This window comes from Plantactinospora soyae (assembly GCF_014874095.1).
Classification (GTDB): Bacteria; Actinomycetota; Actinomycetes; order Mycobacteriales; family Micromonosporaceae; genus Plantactinospora; species Plantactinospora soyae.
The window spans coordinates 3,201,364-3,217,249 of the sequence record NZ_JADBEB010000001.1 but is presented as its reverse complement, the minus strand read 5'-3'; the positions used below and the strand labels follow the sequence as shown (position 1 = coordinate 3,217,249).

General features: G+C 70.0%; 14 protein-coding genes. 8 read left to right on the top strand and 6 right to left on the bottom strand.

The window, feature by feature from the left end:
* Positions 1 to 112: 112 nt before the first annotated feature.
* On the top strand, positions 113 to 1,282 hold the full coding sequence (locus H4W31_RS14365; RefSeq protein ID WP_192772097.1) for a carboxylate-amine ligase: 1,170 nt from the start codon (positions 113 to 115) through the stop codon (positions 1,280 to 1,282).
* Positions 1,272 to 2,645, top strand: coding sequence for an FAD-dependent oxidoreductase (locus H4W31_RS14360; RefSeq protein WP_192767121.1), 1,374 nt, complete (start codon positions 1,272 to 1,274; stop codon positions 2,643 to 2,645). Before H4W31_RS14365 ends, H4W31_RS14360 begins: the two co-directional genes overlap by 11 nt.
* 51 nt (positions 2,646 to 2,696) lie before the next feature.
* Here the strand turns inward: H4W31_RS14360 and H4W31_RS14355 are convergent, their stop codons facing one another.
* A complete protein-coding gene (locus H4W31_RS14355) occupies positions 2,697 to 5,618 on the bottom strand; it encodes an AfsR/SARP family transcriptional regulator (protein WP_192767120.1) in 2,922 nt (973 codons plus the stop codon).
* 361 nt (positions 5,619 to 5,979) lie between these two features.
* Here H4W31_RS14355 and H4W31_RS14350 point away from each other — a divergent pair, with 361 nt between their 5' ends.
* Positions 5,980 to 7,041, top strand: coding sequence for a hypothetical protein (locus tag H4W31_RS14350; protein ID WP_192767119.1), 1,062 nt, complete (start codon positions 5,980 to 5,982; stop codon positions 7,039 to 7,041).
* Positions 7,042 to 7,451: 410 nt separating this feature from the next.
* Here H4W31_RS14350 and H4W31_RS44240 read toward each other — a convergent pair whose 3' ends face one another.
* The gene (locus tag H4W31_RS44240; protein WP_192767118.1) at positions 7,452 to 9,551 is read right to left on the bottom strand and encodes a tetratricopeptide repeat protein; all 2,100 of its coding nucleotides are present in this window, start codon (positions 9,549 to 9,551) and stop codon (positions 7,452 to 7,454) included.
* A 229-nt stretch (positions 9,552 to 9,780) separates the two neighbouring features.
* Positions 9,781 to 10,155 carry a hypothetical protein gene (locus H4W31_RS14340; RefSeq protein ID WP_192767117.1) on the bottom strand — a complete coding sequence of 125 codons (375 nt, stop codon included), beginning with the start codon at positions 10,153 to 10,155 and terminating at the stop codon, positions 9,781 to 9,783.
* 284 nt (positions 10,156 to 10,439) lie between these two features.
* Here H4W31_RS14340 and H4W31_RS43740 point away from each other — a divergent pair, with 284 nt between their 5' ends.
* Both H4W31_RS43740 and H4W31_RS14335 read left to right on the top strand, forming a co-directional pair.
* Positions 10,440 to 10,562, top strand: coding sequence for a hypothetical protein (locus H4W31_RS43740; RefSeq protein ID WP_264084068.1), 123 nt, complete (start codon positions 10,440 to 10,442; stop codon positions 10,560 to 10,562).
* A 179-nt stretch (positions 10,563 to 10,741) separates the two neighbouring features.
* Entirely contained in the window at positions 10,742 to 11,344 is a 603-nt protein-coding gene (locus H4W31_RS14335; protein WP_192767116.1) for a DUF1707 SHOCT-like domain-containing protein, read from the top strand.
* Between the two features lie 12 nt (positions 11,345 to 11,356).
* Here H4W31_RS14335 and H4W31_RS14330 read toward each other — a convergent pair whose 3' ends face one another.
* Entirely contained in the window at positions 11,357 to 12,196 is an 840-nt protein-coding gene (locus H4W31_RS14330) for a LamG domain-containing protein (protein WP_318783195.1), read from the bottom strand.
* A 214-nt stretch (positions 12,197 to 12,410) separates the two neighbouring features.
* Here H4W31_RS14330 and H4W31_RS14325 point away from each other — a divergent pair, with 214 nt between their 5' ends.
* Genes H4W31_RS14325 through H4W31_RS14315 form a run of 3 tightly spaced genes read left to right on the top strand, consistent with a single transcriptional unit; the run spans position 12,411 to position 14,400 of the window.
* Positions 12,411 to 12,770: a GntR family transcriptional regulator gene (locus tag H4W31_RS14325; RefSeq protein ID WP_192767115.1), complete on the top strand. Its 360-nt coding sequence runs from the start codon at positions 12,411 to 12,413 to the stop codon at positions 12,768 to 12,770.
* Positions 12,767 to 13,696, top strand: coding sequence for an ABC transporter ATP-binding protein (locus H4W31_RS14320; protein ID WP_192767114.1), 930 nt, complete (start codon positions 12,767 to 12,769; stop codon positions 13,694 to 13,696). Before H4W31_RS14325 ends, H4W31_RS14320 begins: the two co-directional genes overlap by 4 nt.
* A complete protein-coding gene (locus tag H4W31_RS14315) occupies positions 13,693 to 14,400 on the top strand; it encodes a hypothetical protein (protein ID WP_192767113.1) in 708 nt (235 codons plus the stop codon). Before H4W31_RS14320 ends, H4W31_RS14315 begins: the two co-directional genes overlap by 4 nt.
* Positions 14,401 to 14,464: 64 nt before the next feature.
* On the opposite strand, the gene H4W31_RS14310 is transcribed toward H4W31_RS14315, so the two are convergent.
* Both H4W31_RS14310 and H4W31_RS14305 read right to left on the bottom strand, forming a co-directional pair.
* Entirely contained in the window at positions 14,465 to 15,301 is an 837-nt protein-coding gene (locus H4W31_RS14310; RefSeq protein WP_192767112.1) for an Fpg/Nei family DNA glycosylase, read from the bottom strand.
* 99 nt (positions 15,302 to 15,400) lie between these two features.
* The gene (locus H4W31_RS14305) at positions 15,401 to 15,814 is read right to left on the bottom strand and encodes a VOC family protein (RefSeq protein ID WP_192767111.1); all 414 of its coding nucleotides are present in this window, start codon (positions 15,812 to 15,814) and stop codon (positions 15,401 to 15,403) included.
* Positions 15,815 to 15,886 lie beyond the last annotated feature (72 nt).

Here is a 15,886-nt window from a genome sequence, read left to right as displayed (position 1 = left end):
ATCCGGCCCCGGGGTAAAGACCCCCACGAGGTCGCCGGAGACGGCGCGACCACGAGACGGACGGGCGGTGAGGGCGATGGGCAGCGGTCTAGCCGCGCCGGTTGACCCGACGATGCACGCCGGGACGGATCCGACAGTGCACGCCGGGACGGATCGGACGGAGCACGCCGGGACGGATCAGCTCACGGTCGGCGTCGAGGAGGAGTTCCTGCTCGTCGACCCGGCGACCGGAGCCGCGGCCCCGGCGGTCGAGGCCGTGATGGCCGAGGTACCCGAGGATCTGCGTGGCCAGGTGCAGCACGAGTTCCAGACCAGCCAGATCGAGATCGGCACCCCACCCGGACTGGAGCTGAGCGCGCTGCGGCACTCGCTGGGGCTGCTCCGTACCGGTCTGGCCGACGCCGCCGAGGTGGCCGGGGTACGGCTGGTCGCGGTCGGCACCGGTCCGGCCGAGGGCCCGATCCCGCCGGTGGTGGACAACCCCCGGTTCCACCGGATGATCGAGCGGTTCGGGCTGGTCGTACCCTCGCCGGGCGTCAACGGCATGCACATCCACGTCGGCGTCCCCGACCCGGAGATCGCGGTGCAGGTGCTCAACCACCTGCGCCCGGCGCTGCCGATCCTGCACGCGGCCACCGCGAACTCGCCGTTCTACGAGGGCCGGGACACCGGGTACGCGAGCTGGCGCTCGGTGCTCTGGGAGCGCTGGCCGTCGGTGGCGCCGACGCCGTGGCTGGAGTCGTTCCGGCACTACGAGGGGTTCGTCGAGGAGCTGATCGGCACCGGCATGCTGCTCGACGAGGGCATGCTCTACTGGTACGCCCGGCTGTCGTCGCGCTATCCGACCGTGGAGATCCGGATCGGCGACGTCTGTCCCAGCCTGGACGACACGATCCTGATCGCCTCACTGGTCCGGGCCCTGGTCGACACCGCGCTGACCGACATCTCGATCGGCCTGCCCGCGCCCCGGGTGCCGCACCACATGCTGGCGGCGGCACACTGGCGGGCGGCGCACGACGGTCTGGAGGGGATGGCCGTCGATCCGGTCGGTGGTGGACTCGTGCCCGCCTGGCAGCTGATGCACCGGCTCGTCCAGCGGATCCGCCCGGCCCTGGAGCGGCACGGCGACCTTCCCCTGGTCACCACGCTGCTCAGCCGGTTGCAGGCGCACGGCACCGGTGCCGCGCGACAGCGTGCGGCGTACGCCCGCCGACGGGAGATCTCCGACGTGCTCGACGACCTGGTCCAGCGGACCCGGGGCAGTGCCGGCCATGGCGGCTGAGCGCCTGGTGGTGATCGGCGGCGACGCGGCCGGGATGTCGGCCGCGTCCCAGGCCCGCCGCCGTCGGGACGCCACGGACCTGGAGATCGTGGCCTTCGAGCGGGGGCACTTCACGTCGTACGCGGCCTGCGGCATCCCGTACTGGGTGGGCGGGCTGGTCGAGGACGAGCAGCAACTGGTCAGCCGGGATCCCGAGACCTTCCGGAACAAGTTCCAGGTCGACGTCCGGCTCCGGCACGAGGTGACCGGGATCGACCTCGACCGGCGCGAGGTGGTCGCCCGGGACCTGGAGAACGGCGGCACCGAGGTCCGCGAGCACTTCGACCAGCTCGTGTACGCCGCCGGAGCCGTACCCATCACGCCGGACTGGGCCCGGACCGACGCCGACGGCGTGTTCGGGGTGCAGACCCTCGACGACGGCGCCGCGCTGCTGGCCTGGCTGGACAGCGACCCCCGGCCGGAGCGGGCGGTGGTGGTCGGCGGTGGCTACATCGGCGTCGAGATGGCCGAGGCGATGATCCAGCGCGGCCTGTCGGTCAGCCTGGTCGAGCGGAGCCCGGAGCCGATGTCCACGGTGGACCCGGACATGGGCGCGCTGGTCCGCAAGGCGCTCTGCGGCCTGGGCCTGGACGTGCGCAGCGGAGTCAGCGTCACCGGGCTGGAGACCAGGGACGGCCGGGTCAGCGCCGTGGTCACCGAGGACGGCACCCTGCCGGCCGACGTCGTGGTGCTGGGTCTCGGGGTACGCCCCAACACCGCGCTCGCGGCCGAGGCCGGGTTGCCGATCGGGCCGACCGGCGGGATCCGGGTCGACCTGCGGATGCGGGTGGTCGACGTACCCGGGGTGTGGGCGGCGGGCGACTGCGTGGAGTCGGTGCACCGGGTCTCCGGCCAGCCGGTGTACGTGCCGCTCGGCACCCACGCCAACAAGCAGGGCCGGGTCGCCGGGATCAACATCGGCGGCGGTTACGCCACCTTCGCCGGTGTCGTCGGCACCGCCGTCACCCGGGTCTGCGAACTGGAGGTCGGGCGTACCGGCCTGCGCGAGGCCGAGGCGACCGCCGCCGGCTTCGAGTTCGTCAGTGTGACGGTGGAGTCGACGAACCGGGCCGGCTACTACCCCGGCGCCCGGCCGATGACGGTGAAACTGATCGCCGAGCGGCGTTCCGGGCGACTGCTCGGCGCCCAGATCGTCGGCTGGTCCGAGGCGGCCAAGCGGATCGACGTACTCGCCGTGGCGATCTGGAACCGGATGACGGTGGACGAGATGTCCGGCCTCGACCTCGGCTACGCGCCGCCGTACGCCCCGGTCTGGGATCCGGTGCTGGTCGCGGCCCGCAAGGCGGTCGACGCGATCCGCTGAACCGGACGGCCGGCTCCGGGTCGCCGACCGGGTCAGCGCGGTGCGACCAGGTCAGCGCGGTGCGACCAGGCTCTCGATCACGAGCAGGCGGTCCAGCACGGGATCGACGTCGGGCCCGGTGAGGTCACCGATGATCCCGAGCGCCTCCAGGCAGCGGCGGTGGGCGTCCGGCCGGTCACCTCGGGCCGCGAGGATGTCGGCGAGTACGGCGAGGCCGGCGGCCCGGCGCAGCGAGTCCGCGATGCCGTCGCTGAGCGAGATCGCCGCCACGGCATGCTCCATCGCCTCCGGATACCGGCCCAACGCGCGCTCGGCGTCGGCGGCGGTGACCAGGGTGTCGCAACGGCTGGCGTCGTCCTTGGCCCTGACCTGGATCTGCAACGCCAGCGTGCAGTGTCGCAGCGCGGACTCCGGCTGACCGGTCTTCAGTCGCAGCGCGGCGAGCCGCCCGTGGGTCGCCCCCTGGTCGCGCAGGGAACCGATCCGCTCCCGGATGGCCAGCGCCTCCGTGTAACACCGGGCCGCCCGCTCGTACCTGCGCGACTGCTCGTAGGCGTCGCCCAACCGGTGCAGGCTGGCCGCCTGGCCGCCCGGGTTCCCGATCTCCCGGCAGGTGGCCAGCACCCGCTCGAAGATGCCGATCGCCTTTCTGACCTCGCCGGTTTTCAGGTGCACGCTCGCCAGGTTGTGCGAGCAGACGCAGACGGCGGCGACGTTGTCGACCCGCTGTGCCAACCGCAGTCCGGCCTCGAACCCGCTGGCCGCCCGGTGGTAGTCGTGCAACGCGAAGAAGGTCCAGCCGAGATTGTTGAGCGTGCCGATCTGCCCGATCTGGTGGCCGTCCGCCTCTGCCGCGGGAAGCGCGACCTGATGCATGGCCAGCACGTCGTCCTGCCGGCCGTACCGGCCGAACACGTCGTGGATCGCGCCGGGAATCTGCCACGCGTGCCGGTGGAACCCGTTGTCCGCCGCCGACCGCACCACGGCGTTCAGGTTCGCCCGTTCCGCCTCGCACCAGCGCAGCGCCTCCTCGTCCGTACCGAAGTGGAGCGGCTCGACCGCCTCCGGTGTCGGCAGGTCCGGGACCGGCGGGCGTTGCGGAGCCAGCAGGGCGGCGGCGTTGACCGCCGAGAGCAGGTACCAGTCGAGCAGTCGCCGGGTGGCGGCCCGGCGGGCCTCGGTGGCCTCGTCGTGCGCGGCCCGGTCCGCGGCGTACCGCCGGAGCAGGTCGTGCAGCCGGTACCGGCGGGCCGTGTCGTGGTTGACCAGGTGGCGCTTGGCGAGCGCGTCGAGCAGGCGTTCCGTCCGCCTCGGGTCGGCGCCGAGCAGCGCGGCCGCGGCGGCGGAGCTGACGTTCCGGCCCGGATGCAGGCCCAACAGCCGGAACAGCCGGCCGGCCTCGGGGTCCAGTTCGTTGTAGGACCAGGCGAAGACGGTACTCAGGGTGGCGTCGTCCTCGTCCTCGTCACCAGCGGAGTCGAGCAGCCGGCTCCACAGTTCGTCGACGAGGTCCGCGATGCTCGCCCGGGACCGGGTGGTGATGTGCTCGCCGATGACGCGCAGCGCCAGCGGCAGTCCGCCGGAGAGTTGCGCGAGAACCTCCACCGGTCCCGGCTCGTCGGCCGCGCGCGCGGTACCGATCACCTGACCGAGCAGGGTACGACGCTCGTCCTCCGGCAACGGCGGCACGGTGAGGCTGCGGATGCCCTGCCGGATGGTAAGGCTTTTGAGCCGGTTGCGGCTGGTTATCAGGGTCACGCAGCCCTCCGCCGTGGGCAGCAGCGGACGCACCTGGTCGGAGTTCCGGACGTTGTCCAGTACGACGAGAATCCGCCGCCCGTCGAGCATCTGGTTGAAGCGTTCCCGGCGCTGCTCGCCACCGGCCGGTATCCGGTCGGCGGGTACGCCCAGCGCGTGCAGGAACCGGCCCAGGGCATCCTCCGGATTCACCGGCGGAGTGGGCCCGTACGCATCGGCACTTAGGAAGAGTTGACCTTCCGGGAACCGGTCGCGCTGTCGGTGCGCCCAGTGCACGGCGAGGGTCGTCTTGCCCACTCCGGGCATCCCGTCGACGACGACGATCCGGGCTCCCGCCGCCGGCGTCCCCAGCATCGCGTCGAGTTCGGCGAGAACCTCACCCTGACCCGTGAAGTCGGAGATGTCGGCCGGCAACTGCTGCGGCGGCCGGAAAAGCACCGGCCCGCCGTCGGGCGTTCCCGGCGACGTACCGGGCGCTGATCGTCGATCTCTTCCGCGAAGTGGTGACAGATCAATTGTCGGCTCGGCGCGCATTCTCCGCCGGTAACGGCTCCGGAAATCTACCGAGAAGCGGCGTGCCTCGTCATCGCGCCCACTCGCGTAGAGAGCGTTGATCCAATGTTGTGCGAGAGTCTGATCCACATCGTTGGTCAACAGCAGCGGTTCCAGCCGACCAAGCACCGCCTCATGTTGCCCGATTCGGCTCTGGCTCTCACTGAGAAGCTTGTGCGCCGCCAGTAGCCCCTCTTTCATCGCGCGACGGATGTGTTCGGAGCGGGCGCCACGAAGATCGGCGAGCGGTTCGTCGCGCCACAGTTCGATCGCCTCGCACAGCAGTGCCGCCGACCGCTCGTGGCGGCCCTCCTCCGTCGCCCTGCGGGCCTGGTCGACGAGGCGCCGGAACCGGTGGTAGTCGACCATTGCCACGTCGACGTCGAGCCGGTACGCCTCGCTGCCCGGCATCCTGACGAGCGCGTTCGGCAGGCCGACCGCCTTCAGTACGGCCCGGCTGCGGCTGATCAGCGCCTGGAGATTGCCTCGACAGGCATCGAGCGACCGGTTTCCCCAGAGATGCTCGACGACCATGTCGACCTGGACCGGCCGACCCGCGTGATAGAGGAGTACGGCGAGCAGCCCCCGCTGTTTGGCCGCGCCCAACGGCACGGCCCGCCCGTCGATGTTGAGCGCCGTGGGGCCGAGGATGACGAACTCCACAGGCGTCGTCCCTCCGTCGGTCCGACTTACCCTTTCTCAGTCTGTTCCCGGGCAACTTCCACGCCAAGCGGAGTTCCCATCGTCAAACTTCCGACATTCCGCTATGTGGGCGTTGCAAGTCAACTGCAAGTCACTTCACAAGTGCGTACACAACATTGTCTCCCACTCTTCTGTCGTCCCGATCGGACACAGGGGAGGACATGAAATGAGTACGCATGAATGGTCACGGGTACCTATTGGCATCGATGCGTCGCGGTGGGTTACCCGAATTGGCTGCCGCACAGTATTGATCGTTGCGCACACCATTGTCAGCTGCCAACGGCTCTTGGACGTCGCGGAACTTCTGGAGGAGGACCCGAGGGTGCAGACGGTCTTCACCGTTCCGCCGGACGCGTTCAACCCAGGGGTCACCCAACACCTACGTCGCCTCGGCGCGCTCGTACTGCCGTGGGAACAGGCCGTACGGGAGAGATTCGACCTCGCGCTCGCGGCGTCGTACGGCGGCCTGTCGGATCTGCACGCGCCGCTGATGGTGATGGCGCACGGGGCGGGGTACGGCAAACCGACCCAGCCGACCGGCCGTGGCCCGGCGATGTCGGCCCTGCCGCCGGTCTACGGTCTCGATTCGCAGCGGCTGACCCGCAACGGCGAGGTGCTGGCCGCGGCCATCGCGCTCTCCTGTGACGACCAGCTCGACATCCTGCGCCGGCAGTGCCCGGAGGCGCTGCCGGTCGCGGTGGTGACCGGGGATCCGTGCTTCGACCAGCTCGTCGCGAGCCTGCCGGAACGGGAACGGTACCGACGGGCGCTCGGCGTCGACACCGAGCAGGAGCTGGTCGTGGTGAGTTCGACCTGGGGGCGGACGGGCCTGTTCGGGAACTGGCCGGACCTGCTGCCACTTCTGCTCGACCAGCTTCCCGCGCAGCGGTTCAGGGTCGCGGCCCTGTTGCACCCGGCCGTCTGGTGCGCGCACGGACACCGGCAGGTACGCGCCTGGCTGCGGAGTTGCCGCGAGGCCGGACTGATCCTGCTGGACCCGGAGGAGGACTGGCGCAGCCTGGTCGTCTCGGCGGACCACGTTATCGGCGACCACGGATCGGTCACGGCCTACTCGGCGGCACTGGGACGCCACGTCCTGCACCTCGCCCCCGGGCTGGAGGCCGTCACCTCCGGCTCGGCGCAGGAACTGGTCATCAACAGCGCGAGCCGGCTGGACCCGCGCCGCCCCCTCCTGCCGCAACTGCGCTCGGTCCGTACCGTCGACCAGGCGGCGGTGGCAAGGATGATCACATCTCGGCCGGGCCAGGCCGGCCCGCTGCTCCGGCAGACCATGTACCGGTTGTTGCAGCTCACCGAGCCGGGTCGGCACCGCCGGGCGACGCCGGTGCCGGTGCCCCGACTCCGCTCCGAGGTGACCCGTTGAGTACCGGCGCCGGGCCGGTGATCGGACACCTCGCACCGGGGTCGGGGGAGCCCCGGCGCGGCGGCCTGGTGGACGTACTCGTAGGGGAGGCCGATCACCGGTCCGCCGCGGACCGTTGCGCTGACCTGTTCGGTCGGTACCCGGGGCTGACCCTCGTCCTGTTCCTCGATGCCGGCGGTCCGGCCGCCCAACCGGCCGGTGGGCAACGGCTCGCTGGGCAACGGCTCGGCGGGCCGGGCGGGTGCGCCGGGACCGCGTTCGACGGCGGGATGCGGCTCACCGCCGGGCTCCGCGACGGACTGCTGTTGCGCCTGCGGTCCGGGCGACCGGGCCGGTGCGCCCCGGTGCGGATCGGGGAGGTCGCCCGGTGGCTCTACCTGCGCTGGTCGGTCGGGGTCGACCTGACCGGGTCAGCCGGGCGCGAGTTGGCCGACACCGCCGGCATCCGGCTCTCCGCCCGGGTCGACCGCTGGTCCGACCAGATCCGGCGGCCCGTCCCGCCCGAGGTCCCCGACCGGCTCGTCGAGTTGGCGGCGGAGGCCGAGCGCCCGTGAGGAACCGAGCCGAATGAAGATCTCCAGTGCCTGGAGGTGGTACGCCCGCGCGGCGACGGTCTCCCCGCGCCGCCGGGCGACCTGGCCGAGCTGGTCGAGAGCCTCGGCGTACTCGTGCTCGGAGCCGAGTTCCCGCATCCGCCGGGCGGCCTCGGTCGCGGCCCGCTCGGCTCCGGCCAGGTCACCCTTGCCGAGCAGGGCGCCCGCGAGCCCGATCAGCACCCGTGCCCCGTTGTACGGGTCGACGTCGGCCAGCCCGGCGAAGACGACCTCCGCCTCCCGCAGCAGACCGGTCGCCCGCTCCGGCTGCCCCAGTGCGGTGAGCAACATGCCGAGGCTGATCAACGAAAGGCCGGTGCTCCGCGCGTCGCCCTGCTCCCGGTTCGCGTCGACGAGCCGGAAGAAGATCTCGACGGCCCGATCCTCCCGCCCCGAGTCGCGGTACAGCGCGGCCAGCCCCTCCTCGGCGTCGAGACCGCCCCGGACGTCGCCGGCCTCCCGGTACCGGAGGATCGCCGCCCGGATGTGCCGCTCGGCGGCCTCGTGGTCACCGAGCTTGGTGCAGACCCGGCCGAGACGTTTCAGCATGTCGGCCTCGGCCCAGGGTTCGCCCCACGACCGTGCCGCCTCGACACCACGCTGGTCGATCTCCAACCGGTCCCGGTAGTGCTTGCGGTACAACAGCAATGGCCAGGTCACGTCCGAGAGTTGCCAGGCCAGTGCGGGGTGCCCGTGGCGCAGCGCGGTCCGCCCCGCGCCGATCAGGTTGACCCGCTCACGCTCCAGCCAGGTCAACGCCTCCTGCCGGTCGGCGAACCGGGGCAGATTCCACGGCGGGGTCAAATAGCCGTACGGCAGCCGCCGACGGTACGGCGTCACGACGAGATCGGCCTCCCTGGCCGCCGCGAGATACCACTCCAGAATCCCGCGCAGTACCACCTGCCGTTCCGGCTCCGGCTCGTCCCGCTCCAGCTTCTGTCGGGCGTGCAGCCGGACCAGGTCGTGGAACCGGAAGTGGCCCTCCGTCACCTCCTCGAGCAGGCTCGCCTCCAGCAGCGCGTCCAGCATCACGTCCGCCAGCGTTCCGGGATCGTCCGAGTCCGTCTCCCCCGGCGGGTCTCCGGTGTTCCCGGCGCCCGCCGGTAGCAGTGCGGCGGTCACGGCCGCGCCGAACTCGGGCCCGGGATGCAGTGCCAGTCGCCGGTAGAACCTCGCCACGTCCGGGTGCAGGGAACGGTACGAGATGTCGAAGGTGGCCTGGACCGAGAGTCCGTCCGTCCGGGAGAGCCGGCCCAGCCGGTGCGTCTCGGAGGCCAGGTCCAGCGCCATCCGCCGTACGGAGAGACGGGGCCGGGCGGCCAACCGGGCGGCAGCGACACAGAGCGCGATCGGCAGGCCGGCACAGATGTCGGCGATCTGGGCGGCCTCGGCGGGCTCCCGGTCGATCCGCCCCGCCCCGGTCGCCCGGGACAGCAGCAGGACGGACTCGGCCGGGCACAGCGGCGCCAGGTTCACCAGCCGGGCGCCATCGGCGACCAGCCCGACGAGCCGGACCCGACTGGTGACCAGCACGCCGGACCGGCCGGCCGGAAGCAGCGCCCGCACCTGGGCGGTCGAGTACGCGTTGTCCAGCAGCACCAGGAGGGTCCGGTCGGCGGTGACCGACCGGTACAGCGCCACCTGCTCGGCGAGGGTGACCGGGACCCGCTGCGGGGCCGTCCCGAGCGCCCGGAGGAGTTCACCCAACGCCTCGCTCGGATCAACAGGATCGTCGCCACCGAATCCGCCCAGGTCCACGTAGAGCTGCCCGTCCGGAAAACGGTCCCGCACATTGTCGGCCCATCGCACCGCCAGGGCGGTCTTGCCGACTCCGCCCGGCCCGAGGAGTACGACGAGAGCCGGTTCCCCGGTCCGGAAGAGCGCGTCGATATCGGCGAGTTCCGCCGTTCTCGCCACGAAGTGCGGGGACGGAGTCGGCAATTGTCGCGGAATCGGCAACGTCTCCGGAGAGGCTTCGTGAATATGTACGCCACCGTGAATCGCGCCGGCTTGCAGACTTGGCCCGTAGACCGTTCCGGACATCGCATTGGACGTACCCGTTTCCGGCCTCTCCGGGCCGCCCGCGCACTGGTCGTCGCCGCGCCGCTGCCGCACGGACACCTCCAGGGTCGACGTGGGAGGGGGGTCAGAACGAGACGTCGCCCCGGATGTCCCGAGCCTGGACCACCCGGTCGGCACTACCGCTGAACTGGTTGATCACCCCGCCGGACTCCGCCGACGGCTCCCCCACGCCGTCCCGCCAGAGCGCCTGCACCCGGTCCTCGAGGTCGGGGTCGGCGGCCAACAACCGGGCAAGCGCCTCGGCGAGGTTGGCCCGGTTGGTCTCGTCGGGATTCGCGACCGCCGCGTCCAGAGTGTCCTCGCCCCTTCCCTCTGTTCGGAAACGGTTTCGGACCAGGCGGTAGAGCTGCCCGAGTAGACCGCCACCACCGGCGATGAGCGCTTCTCCGCCCTTGGTCGCCAATCCGGTCGCGATGGCCAGAACAAGTTGATCCTGCATTGGCGTTCCCCCACCAACCCGAGACGTCGCGCCGCCCGGGCCGGTAATTGATCACGCTACGATCCATCCGACTCGATCGCCGGCCCACCCCTCACCTTACCGCCGCCACCACAGATGCCGACCCAAGGGACGATTCTCGGAAAATCCTTCGGTAGGCAAATGTCATTGATAAGCATATGCATTGACTGCTTTTAATATCTATTTCAGGAAAACCCATCCCAAGCCCCACAAGAGCCGGCCAACATGGTCTATACCCAGACTCTTCGCTCGGGTAGCGTACGGGCGTGACGATCATGCACCTCGCACGATTTCTCGAGTCAATTACGGAGAGCGTTTCCTTGATTACGCACAAGGCCGTCACCGCCTGGATGGACTGGCTCGCCATCGGAATGAACTACTTAGCGTGATCACTACCTCACTTAATCGGTAACACGGCCCTGTTCGGCCGAATTCTCCAAGGCACCGCCACAATCCGATAGCTCCATCCGACCGGCCGGGTCAGTGAGGTGGCACTCGGCCGGCGATTCCTCCTGGCCGAGACATGGATGTTCACCGACCCCGCCGCCGGCCGATAGGCTGTGCCACCGTGGCACTGGAACCGCAGGGCGAACCGGACCGGATCCGGGTCTCCGACCGTGAGCGCGAGCAGGTCGTCGAGTTGCTGGGTGCCGCGGCGGCCGAGGGCCGGCTGACCCTGGACGAGTACGCGGACCGTGCCACCGCCGCGCACGCCGCCGTGACCAGGGGTGAACTGGCCCGGCTCACCGAAGACCTGCCGTCGCACCCACCGTCCGATGTGGTCGCCAGGCCGGCAACCCCACTGGCGCCGACCGGACCGGCCGCGGAGCGGCTGCTCGCCATCTTCGGCGAGGACTCCCGGAAGGGACACTGGCTGGTCCCGGAACGGCTGGAGGCCCGGTCGATCTTCGGCGGGATCGAGATCGAGCTTCAGGACGCCCAGCTCCAGCACCCGGTGACCACGATCGAGGTGACCGCCGTCTTCGGCGGGGTGACCATCTACGTACCGGAGGGGGTGGAGGTCCGAATCCTCGGCACCGCGATCCTCGGCACGAAGGAGTCGAAGCTGCGCGGCGCTCCGCCGGCCCCAGGCTCCCCGAGGGTCGAGGTGCACTGCCGGGTGATCTTCGGCTCGCTCACCGTACGGCGGCCGAAACGCCGCTGGTGGTGACCGGTCGGGCGCTCAGTTCCGGGTACGTCCGATGTAGACGTTGCGGGCCCGGTAGAGCGTCTCGGCGGTCGGGCCGGGACTGCCGGCCGACCCCTCCATCTGGAGGTTGATGATGACCCACATCGGCTTGCCGACGAAGCCGGTAGCCCGGTGCTGCGCCCGCCACTGCCCGTCGAGGTAGTAGTGGATGTCCACATCGGTGGCGTTGACCTTGGCTAGCCAGACCCGGTACTCGTGCCAACTGCCGGGCGACGAGACGTTGACGATGGTGCTCGACACGTCGGACGAGGTACGGAACGTGTTGAACCAGTTCCGGCTGTCGCCCTTGTACTCCAGGATGTCGCTCTCCGGCGGCCAACTCCAGGCCCCGGTGAGCCAGAACGCCGGCCAGGTGCCCCGGGCCGACGGCGCCTGGAACTCCCCGCGTACCTCGTAGTTGGGGAACTGGTCGTTGACCAGGATCTGGTCCTTGGCGTGGATCGCACCGGAGTGGTAGCGGATCGGCAGGTACGGCGAACTGCTGCTGGTCCCCTCGTCCCAGGTGATCCGGGTGGCCTTGAGGTTGAGCTGGCCGGCCGGCGAGAGGTAGACGTGGTTGCTGTCGGTGGCGCTGGCGTACATCCGGGCGCTGCCGTTGTGGTCCGAGCCCCACGGGTAAAGGAAGTTCCACTCGGCCATCAGCGCGTTCCGGTCCTGGAACGAGGCCGGGTCGACCAGCGTCTCCCAGGCTGCGGCCCCGGCCCGGTCGGGCGGTCCGGCCACGAGCAGTCCGGTCGCGGCCACCAGCACCGGTAGCAGCCCGAACGCCAGCCGTCGTCGTACGCCCATCTCGACCACCTCCGGATTCACCACGCCGGGGCGGTGGGGTTCCCGGCGCGACATCAAATAGATGACCTTCACTATATATCGGACCCGCCCCGAATCGGCGACCCGACGGGCGACCATCCTCGGACTTGACAATCAGCCACACCGGTCGGATGGTTAGCTACATGAGTAACCAACCCACGAAGCGGGGCCCGGTCGACAGTGCGCCCAGGGCCCGGCCGCCGGCGGACGGTTCTTCGTGATGGAGGACGGGCGGCCGATCTTCCTGCAGATCGCGGAGCTGATCGAGAACTCGATCATCGACGGCACGCTCGACGAGGAGGCCCAGGTGCCCTCGACCAACGAGTTGGCGGCGTTCCACCGAATCAATCCGGCGACCGCCGGCAAGGGCGTCAACCAGCTGGTCGACGACGGGATTCTCTACAAGAAGCGAGGTATCGGGATGTTCGTCGCCACCGGCGCCCGGACGAAGCTGCGGGGCCGCCGTCGGGAGGAGTTCGCCCAGCAGTTCCTGCATCCGCTGCTCACCGAGGCGAGCAAGCTCGGCATCGACGCCGACGACCTCAAGCTGATGATCGACCGATGGGAGCAGGGCCGATGAGCACCGTGGTGAGCGCCGAGGGCATCACCCGGCGGTTCCGGGACGTGACCGCGCTGGACCAGGTCAGCTTCACCCTGGAGGAGAACAAGATCCATGGTCTGCTCGGCCGGAACGGGGCCGGCAAGACGACCCTGATGCAGATCATGACCGGCCACGGATTCGCGACCTCCGGCCAGCTGACGATCTTCGGCCAGTCGCCGTACGAGAACGAGACCGTGATGTCCCGGGTCTGCTTCATCCGGGAAGGCCAGACCTATCCGCAGCATTTCAAGGTCCGGCACGCACTGGAGTCGGCCCGGCTGCTCTTTCCCGACTGGGACGAGGACTTCGCGCAGACGCTGCTCGCGGACTTCCGCCTGCCGCTCGACCGACACGTCCGGAAGCTGTCCCGAGGCATGCACTCGATGCTCGGCATCATCATCGGACTCGCCTCCCGGGCCCCGCTGACCCTCTTCGACGAGCCGTACCTCGGCCTCGACGCCGTCGCCAGGCACCTCTTCTACGACCACCTGCTCACCGACTACGCCGAGCACCCCCGCACGGTCGTGCTCTCCACCCACCTCATCGACGAGGTCGGCGAGCTGATCGAGCACGTACTCCTGCTCGACCATGGGCGGGTACTGCTCGACACCACCGCCGAGGCACTGCGCGGCCAGGTGGTCACCGTGGCCGGGCCGGCGACGGCCGTCGACGAGTTCGCCGCGGAGAACGAGGAACTGCACCGCGAGAGCCTGGGCCGGTACGCCCGCGCGACCCTGCGCGGCACCTTCGGCCCGGCCGAACGGGCCCAGGCGAAGGCGCTCGGACTCGACGTCGAGGCGGTCTCCCTCCAGGACATCGTCATCCGGCTCACCACCGCGCAGGCGAAGGCCGGCACCACGACCAGCGGCAGCGCCGCCAGTCTCCGGAAGGAAACCGTCCGATGAGAACAGGCGTCATGAGCCGCCTACTTCCGGTGATCCGGGTCCAGCTCGTCGGCTGGCCGAACACACTGGGCTTCCCCTGGCTGCTGCTCGTCCTCATCTTCGGGGTCAACTACGCCCTCTTCTGGACCATCGGGGAGGTCGATGACGGCCCGAAGACCGGCGCGGTGATGTCGATCTACGTCATCATGTTCATCTCCGCCATCAACTCGATCACCCAGCTCTTCCCCTTCACCATGGCGCTGAGCGTGATCCGCCGGACCTTCTACCTGGCGGTCTCGTTGCTACTGCTCGCCCAGTCGGTGGCCTTCGGCGTCGTCCTCTACCTCTGCAAGGTGCTCGAGGACGCGACCGACGGCTGGGGGCTGGGACTCCGGTTCTTCGGTCTGGGCTTCCTCGACCAGGGCAACCCGCTGATGCAGATCCTGGTCTACACGGTTCCGTTCATCACGCTGGGCTTCCTGGGGATCTTCATCGCCGTCTTCTACAAGCGTTTCGGGATGACCGGGATGTACCTGCTGAGCATCGGCACACTCCTGGTGCTGGCCGCACTCGCCCTGCTGGCGAGCGGGCTGGACCTGTGGAGCGGCATCGGCCGGTGGCTGGGCGACCAGTCGGTCGCGGCCTGGTTCGTCGGCTGGCCGACGCTGCTCGCGGCACTCCTGGCCGGCGCCGGCTACCTCGCCATCCGCCGCGTCACACCCTGAAGGAAGGGCCCCTTCCTATCGTTTTCTGTAGAAGAAGGGGCCCTTCCTAACACTCTTGACCGCCCTAACGCTTCAGGCGGGTACGGGCCCGCCGAGCGGGCTGGCAGCGGGGGCACCAGTAGGAGTTCCGGCCGGCGAGATCGGCACGCAGGATCTCGGTGCCACAGACGTGGCAGGGCAGGGCTGCCCGGCGGTAGACGTACACCTCGCCGCCGTGCCGGTCGACCCGGGGCGGCCGGCCCATCGCCTCCGGCAGGTGTCGGTCGTACACCGTGTCGATCTGGCCGGTGCGGACGGCCGTACCCATCAGCTCGACGAGATCGGCCCAGATCCTCCGCCAGCCCTCGGGGCTCAGCTCCCGCCCGGGGGTGGTCGGCCGGAGTCCGGCCCGGAACAGCGCCTCGGTCACGAAGATCAACCCGGTGCCGGCCACGATCGACTGGTCCAGCAGCAGCGCGAAGAGCGGAGTGGGGCTGCGCCGGATCCGCGCGTACGCCACCTCCGGATCGGCATCGGCCCGCAGCGGGTCCGCGCCCAACCGGGCCTGCAGCGCCTCGACCTCCGGCGGCGACAGCAGCTCGCAGGCGGTCGGGCCACGCAGGTCGAGCCAGTGCAGGTCGGTGGTCAGCCGCAACCGGACCTGGCCGATCGGCGCCGGTGGCTCACCGTCCCCGTCGGCGAACTTCCCATAAAGCCCAAGGTGTACGTGCAGCGCCTGCCCGCCGTCGTAGTGGTGCAGCAGATGCTTCCCGTACGCCTCCGTCCGGTCCAGCACCGCGCCGGCGAGCAGCGCCGCACCCTCGACGAACCGGCCCTGTGGGCTACTGGCCAGCACCTTCTCGCCAGCGAACATCACCTGGTGACGCGCTGCCAACCGGTAGACGGTGTGACCTTCGGGCATGCGTCCCAGCATAGGAAGGGGCGTCGGAGCCGCCGACGAACCCCCGGGTGAATCCGGTCACCGCATGCTCCGGCAGCTCGGCGCGGTGGTGGCCGGTGGTCAGCTCTGCGGCCCGGTGATGTTGACCATCCACGGAACACCGAAGCGGTCGGTGCAGGCGCCGAATTCGTCGCCCCACATCTGCCGCTCCAGCGGAACCGTCACGACCCCACCCTCGGACAACTCGGACCAGTAGCCGTGCAACTCGTCAGCGTCGTCCCCGCTCAGGCTCACCGTGATGGCGCTGCCCCGATCGTGCGTCATCCCGGGTGGCGTGTCCGCGCCCATCAGGGTGAAGCCGCTGTCGGTTTCGAGCATGCCGTGCATGATCTTGTCCGCCTCGGCCGAGCCCTCGGCGCCGAACTCGCCGAACGTGTTGAGGGCCAGCCTGCCACCGAAGACGCGCTGATAGAACTCCATGGCCGGCCGGGCGTTGCCGCCGAAGCTGAGGTACGGGTTGAGTCGAGTCGGCACCTGGTACTCCCTGGTCGCGATCGAGTCGTCCTGTCGAGTCGTTCTGTCCAATCGTTCTGTCGAGTCGCCGCG

What these genes read in the sequence shown, in the direction of transcription:
- H4W31_RS14365 (WP_192772097.1), top strand. Translation starts at nt 113, where the DNA reads ATGCACGCCGGGACGGATCCGACAGTGCACGCCGGGACGGATCGGACG.
- H4W31_RS14360 (WP_192767121.1), top strand. Translation starts at nt 1,272, where the DNA reads ATGGCGGCTGAGCGCCTGGTGGTGATCGGCGGCGACGCGGCCGGGATG.
- H4W31_RS14340 (WP_192767117.1), bottom strand. Translation starts at nt 10,155, where the DNA reads ATGCAGGATCAACTTGTTCTGGCCATCGCGACCGGATTGGCGACCAAG.
- H4W31_RS14325 (WP_192767115.1), top strand. Translation starts at nt 12,411, where the DNA reads ATGGAGGACGGGCGGCCGATCTTCCTGCAGATCGCGGAGCTGATCGAG.
- H4W31_RS14320 (WP_192767114.1), top strand. Translation starts at nt 12,767, where the DNA reads ATGAGCACCGTGGTGAGCGCCGAGGGCATCACCCGGCGGTTCCGGGAC.
- H4W31_RS14315 (WP_192767113.1), top strand. Translation starts at nt 13,693, where the DNA reads ATGAGAACAGGCGTCATGAGCCGCCTACTTCCGGTGATCCGGGTCCAG.
- H4W31_RS14310 (WP_192767112.1), bottom strand. Translation starts at nt 15,301, where the DNA reads ATGCCCGAAGGTCACACCGTCTACCGGTTGGCAGCGCGTCACCAGGTG.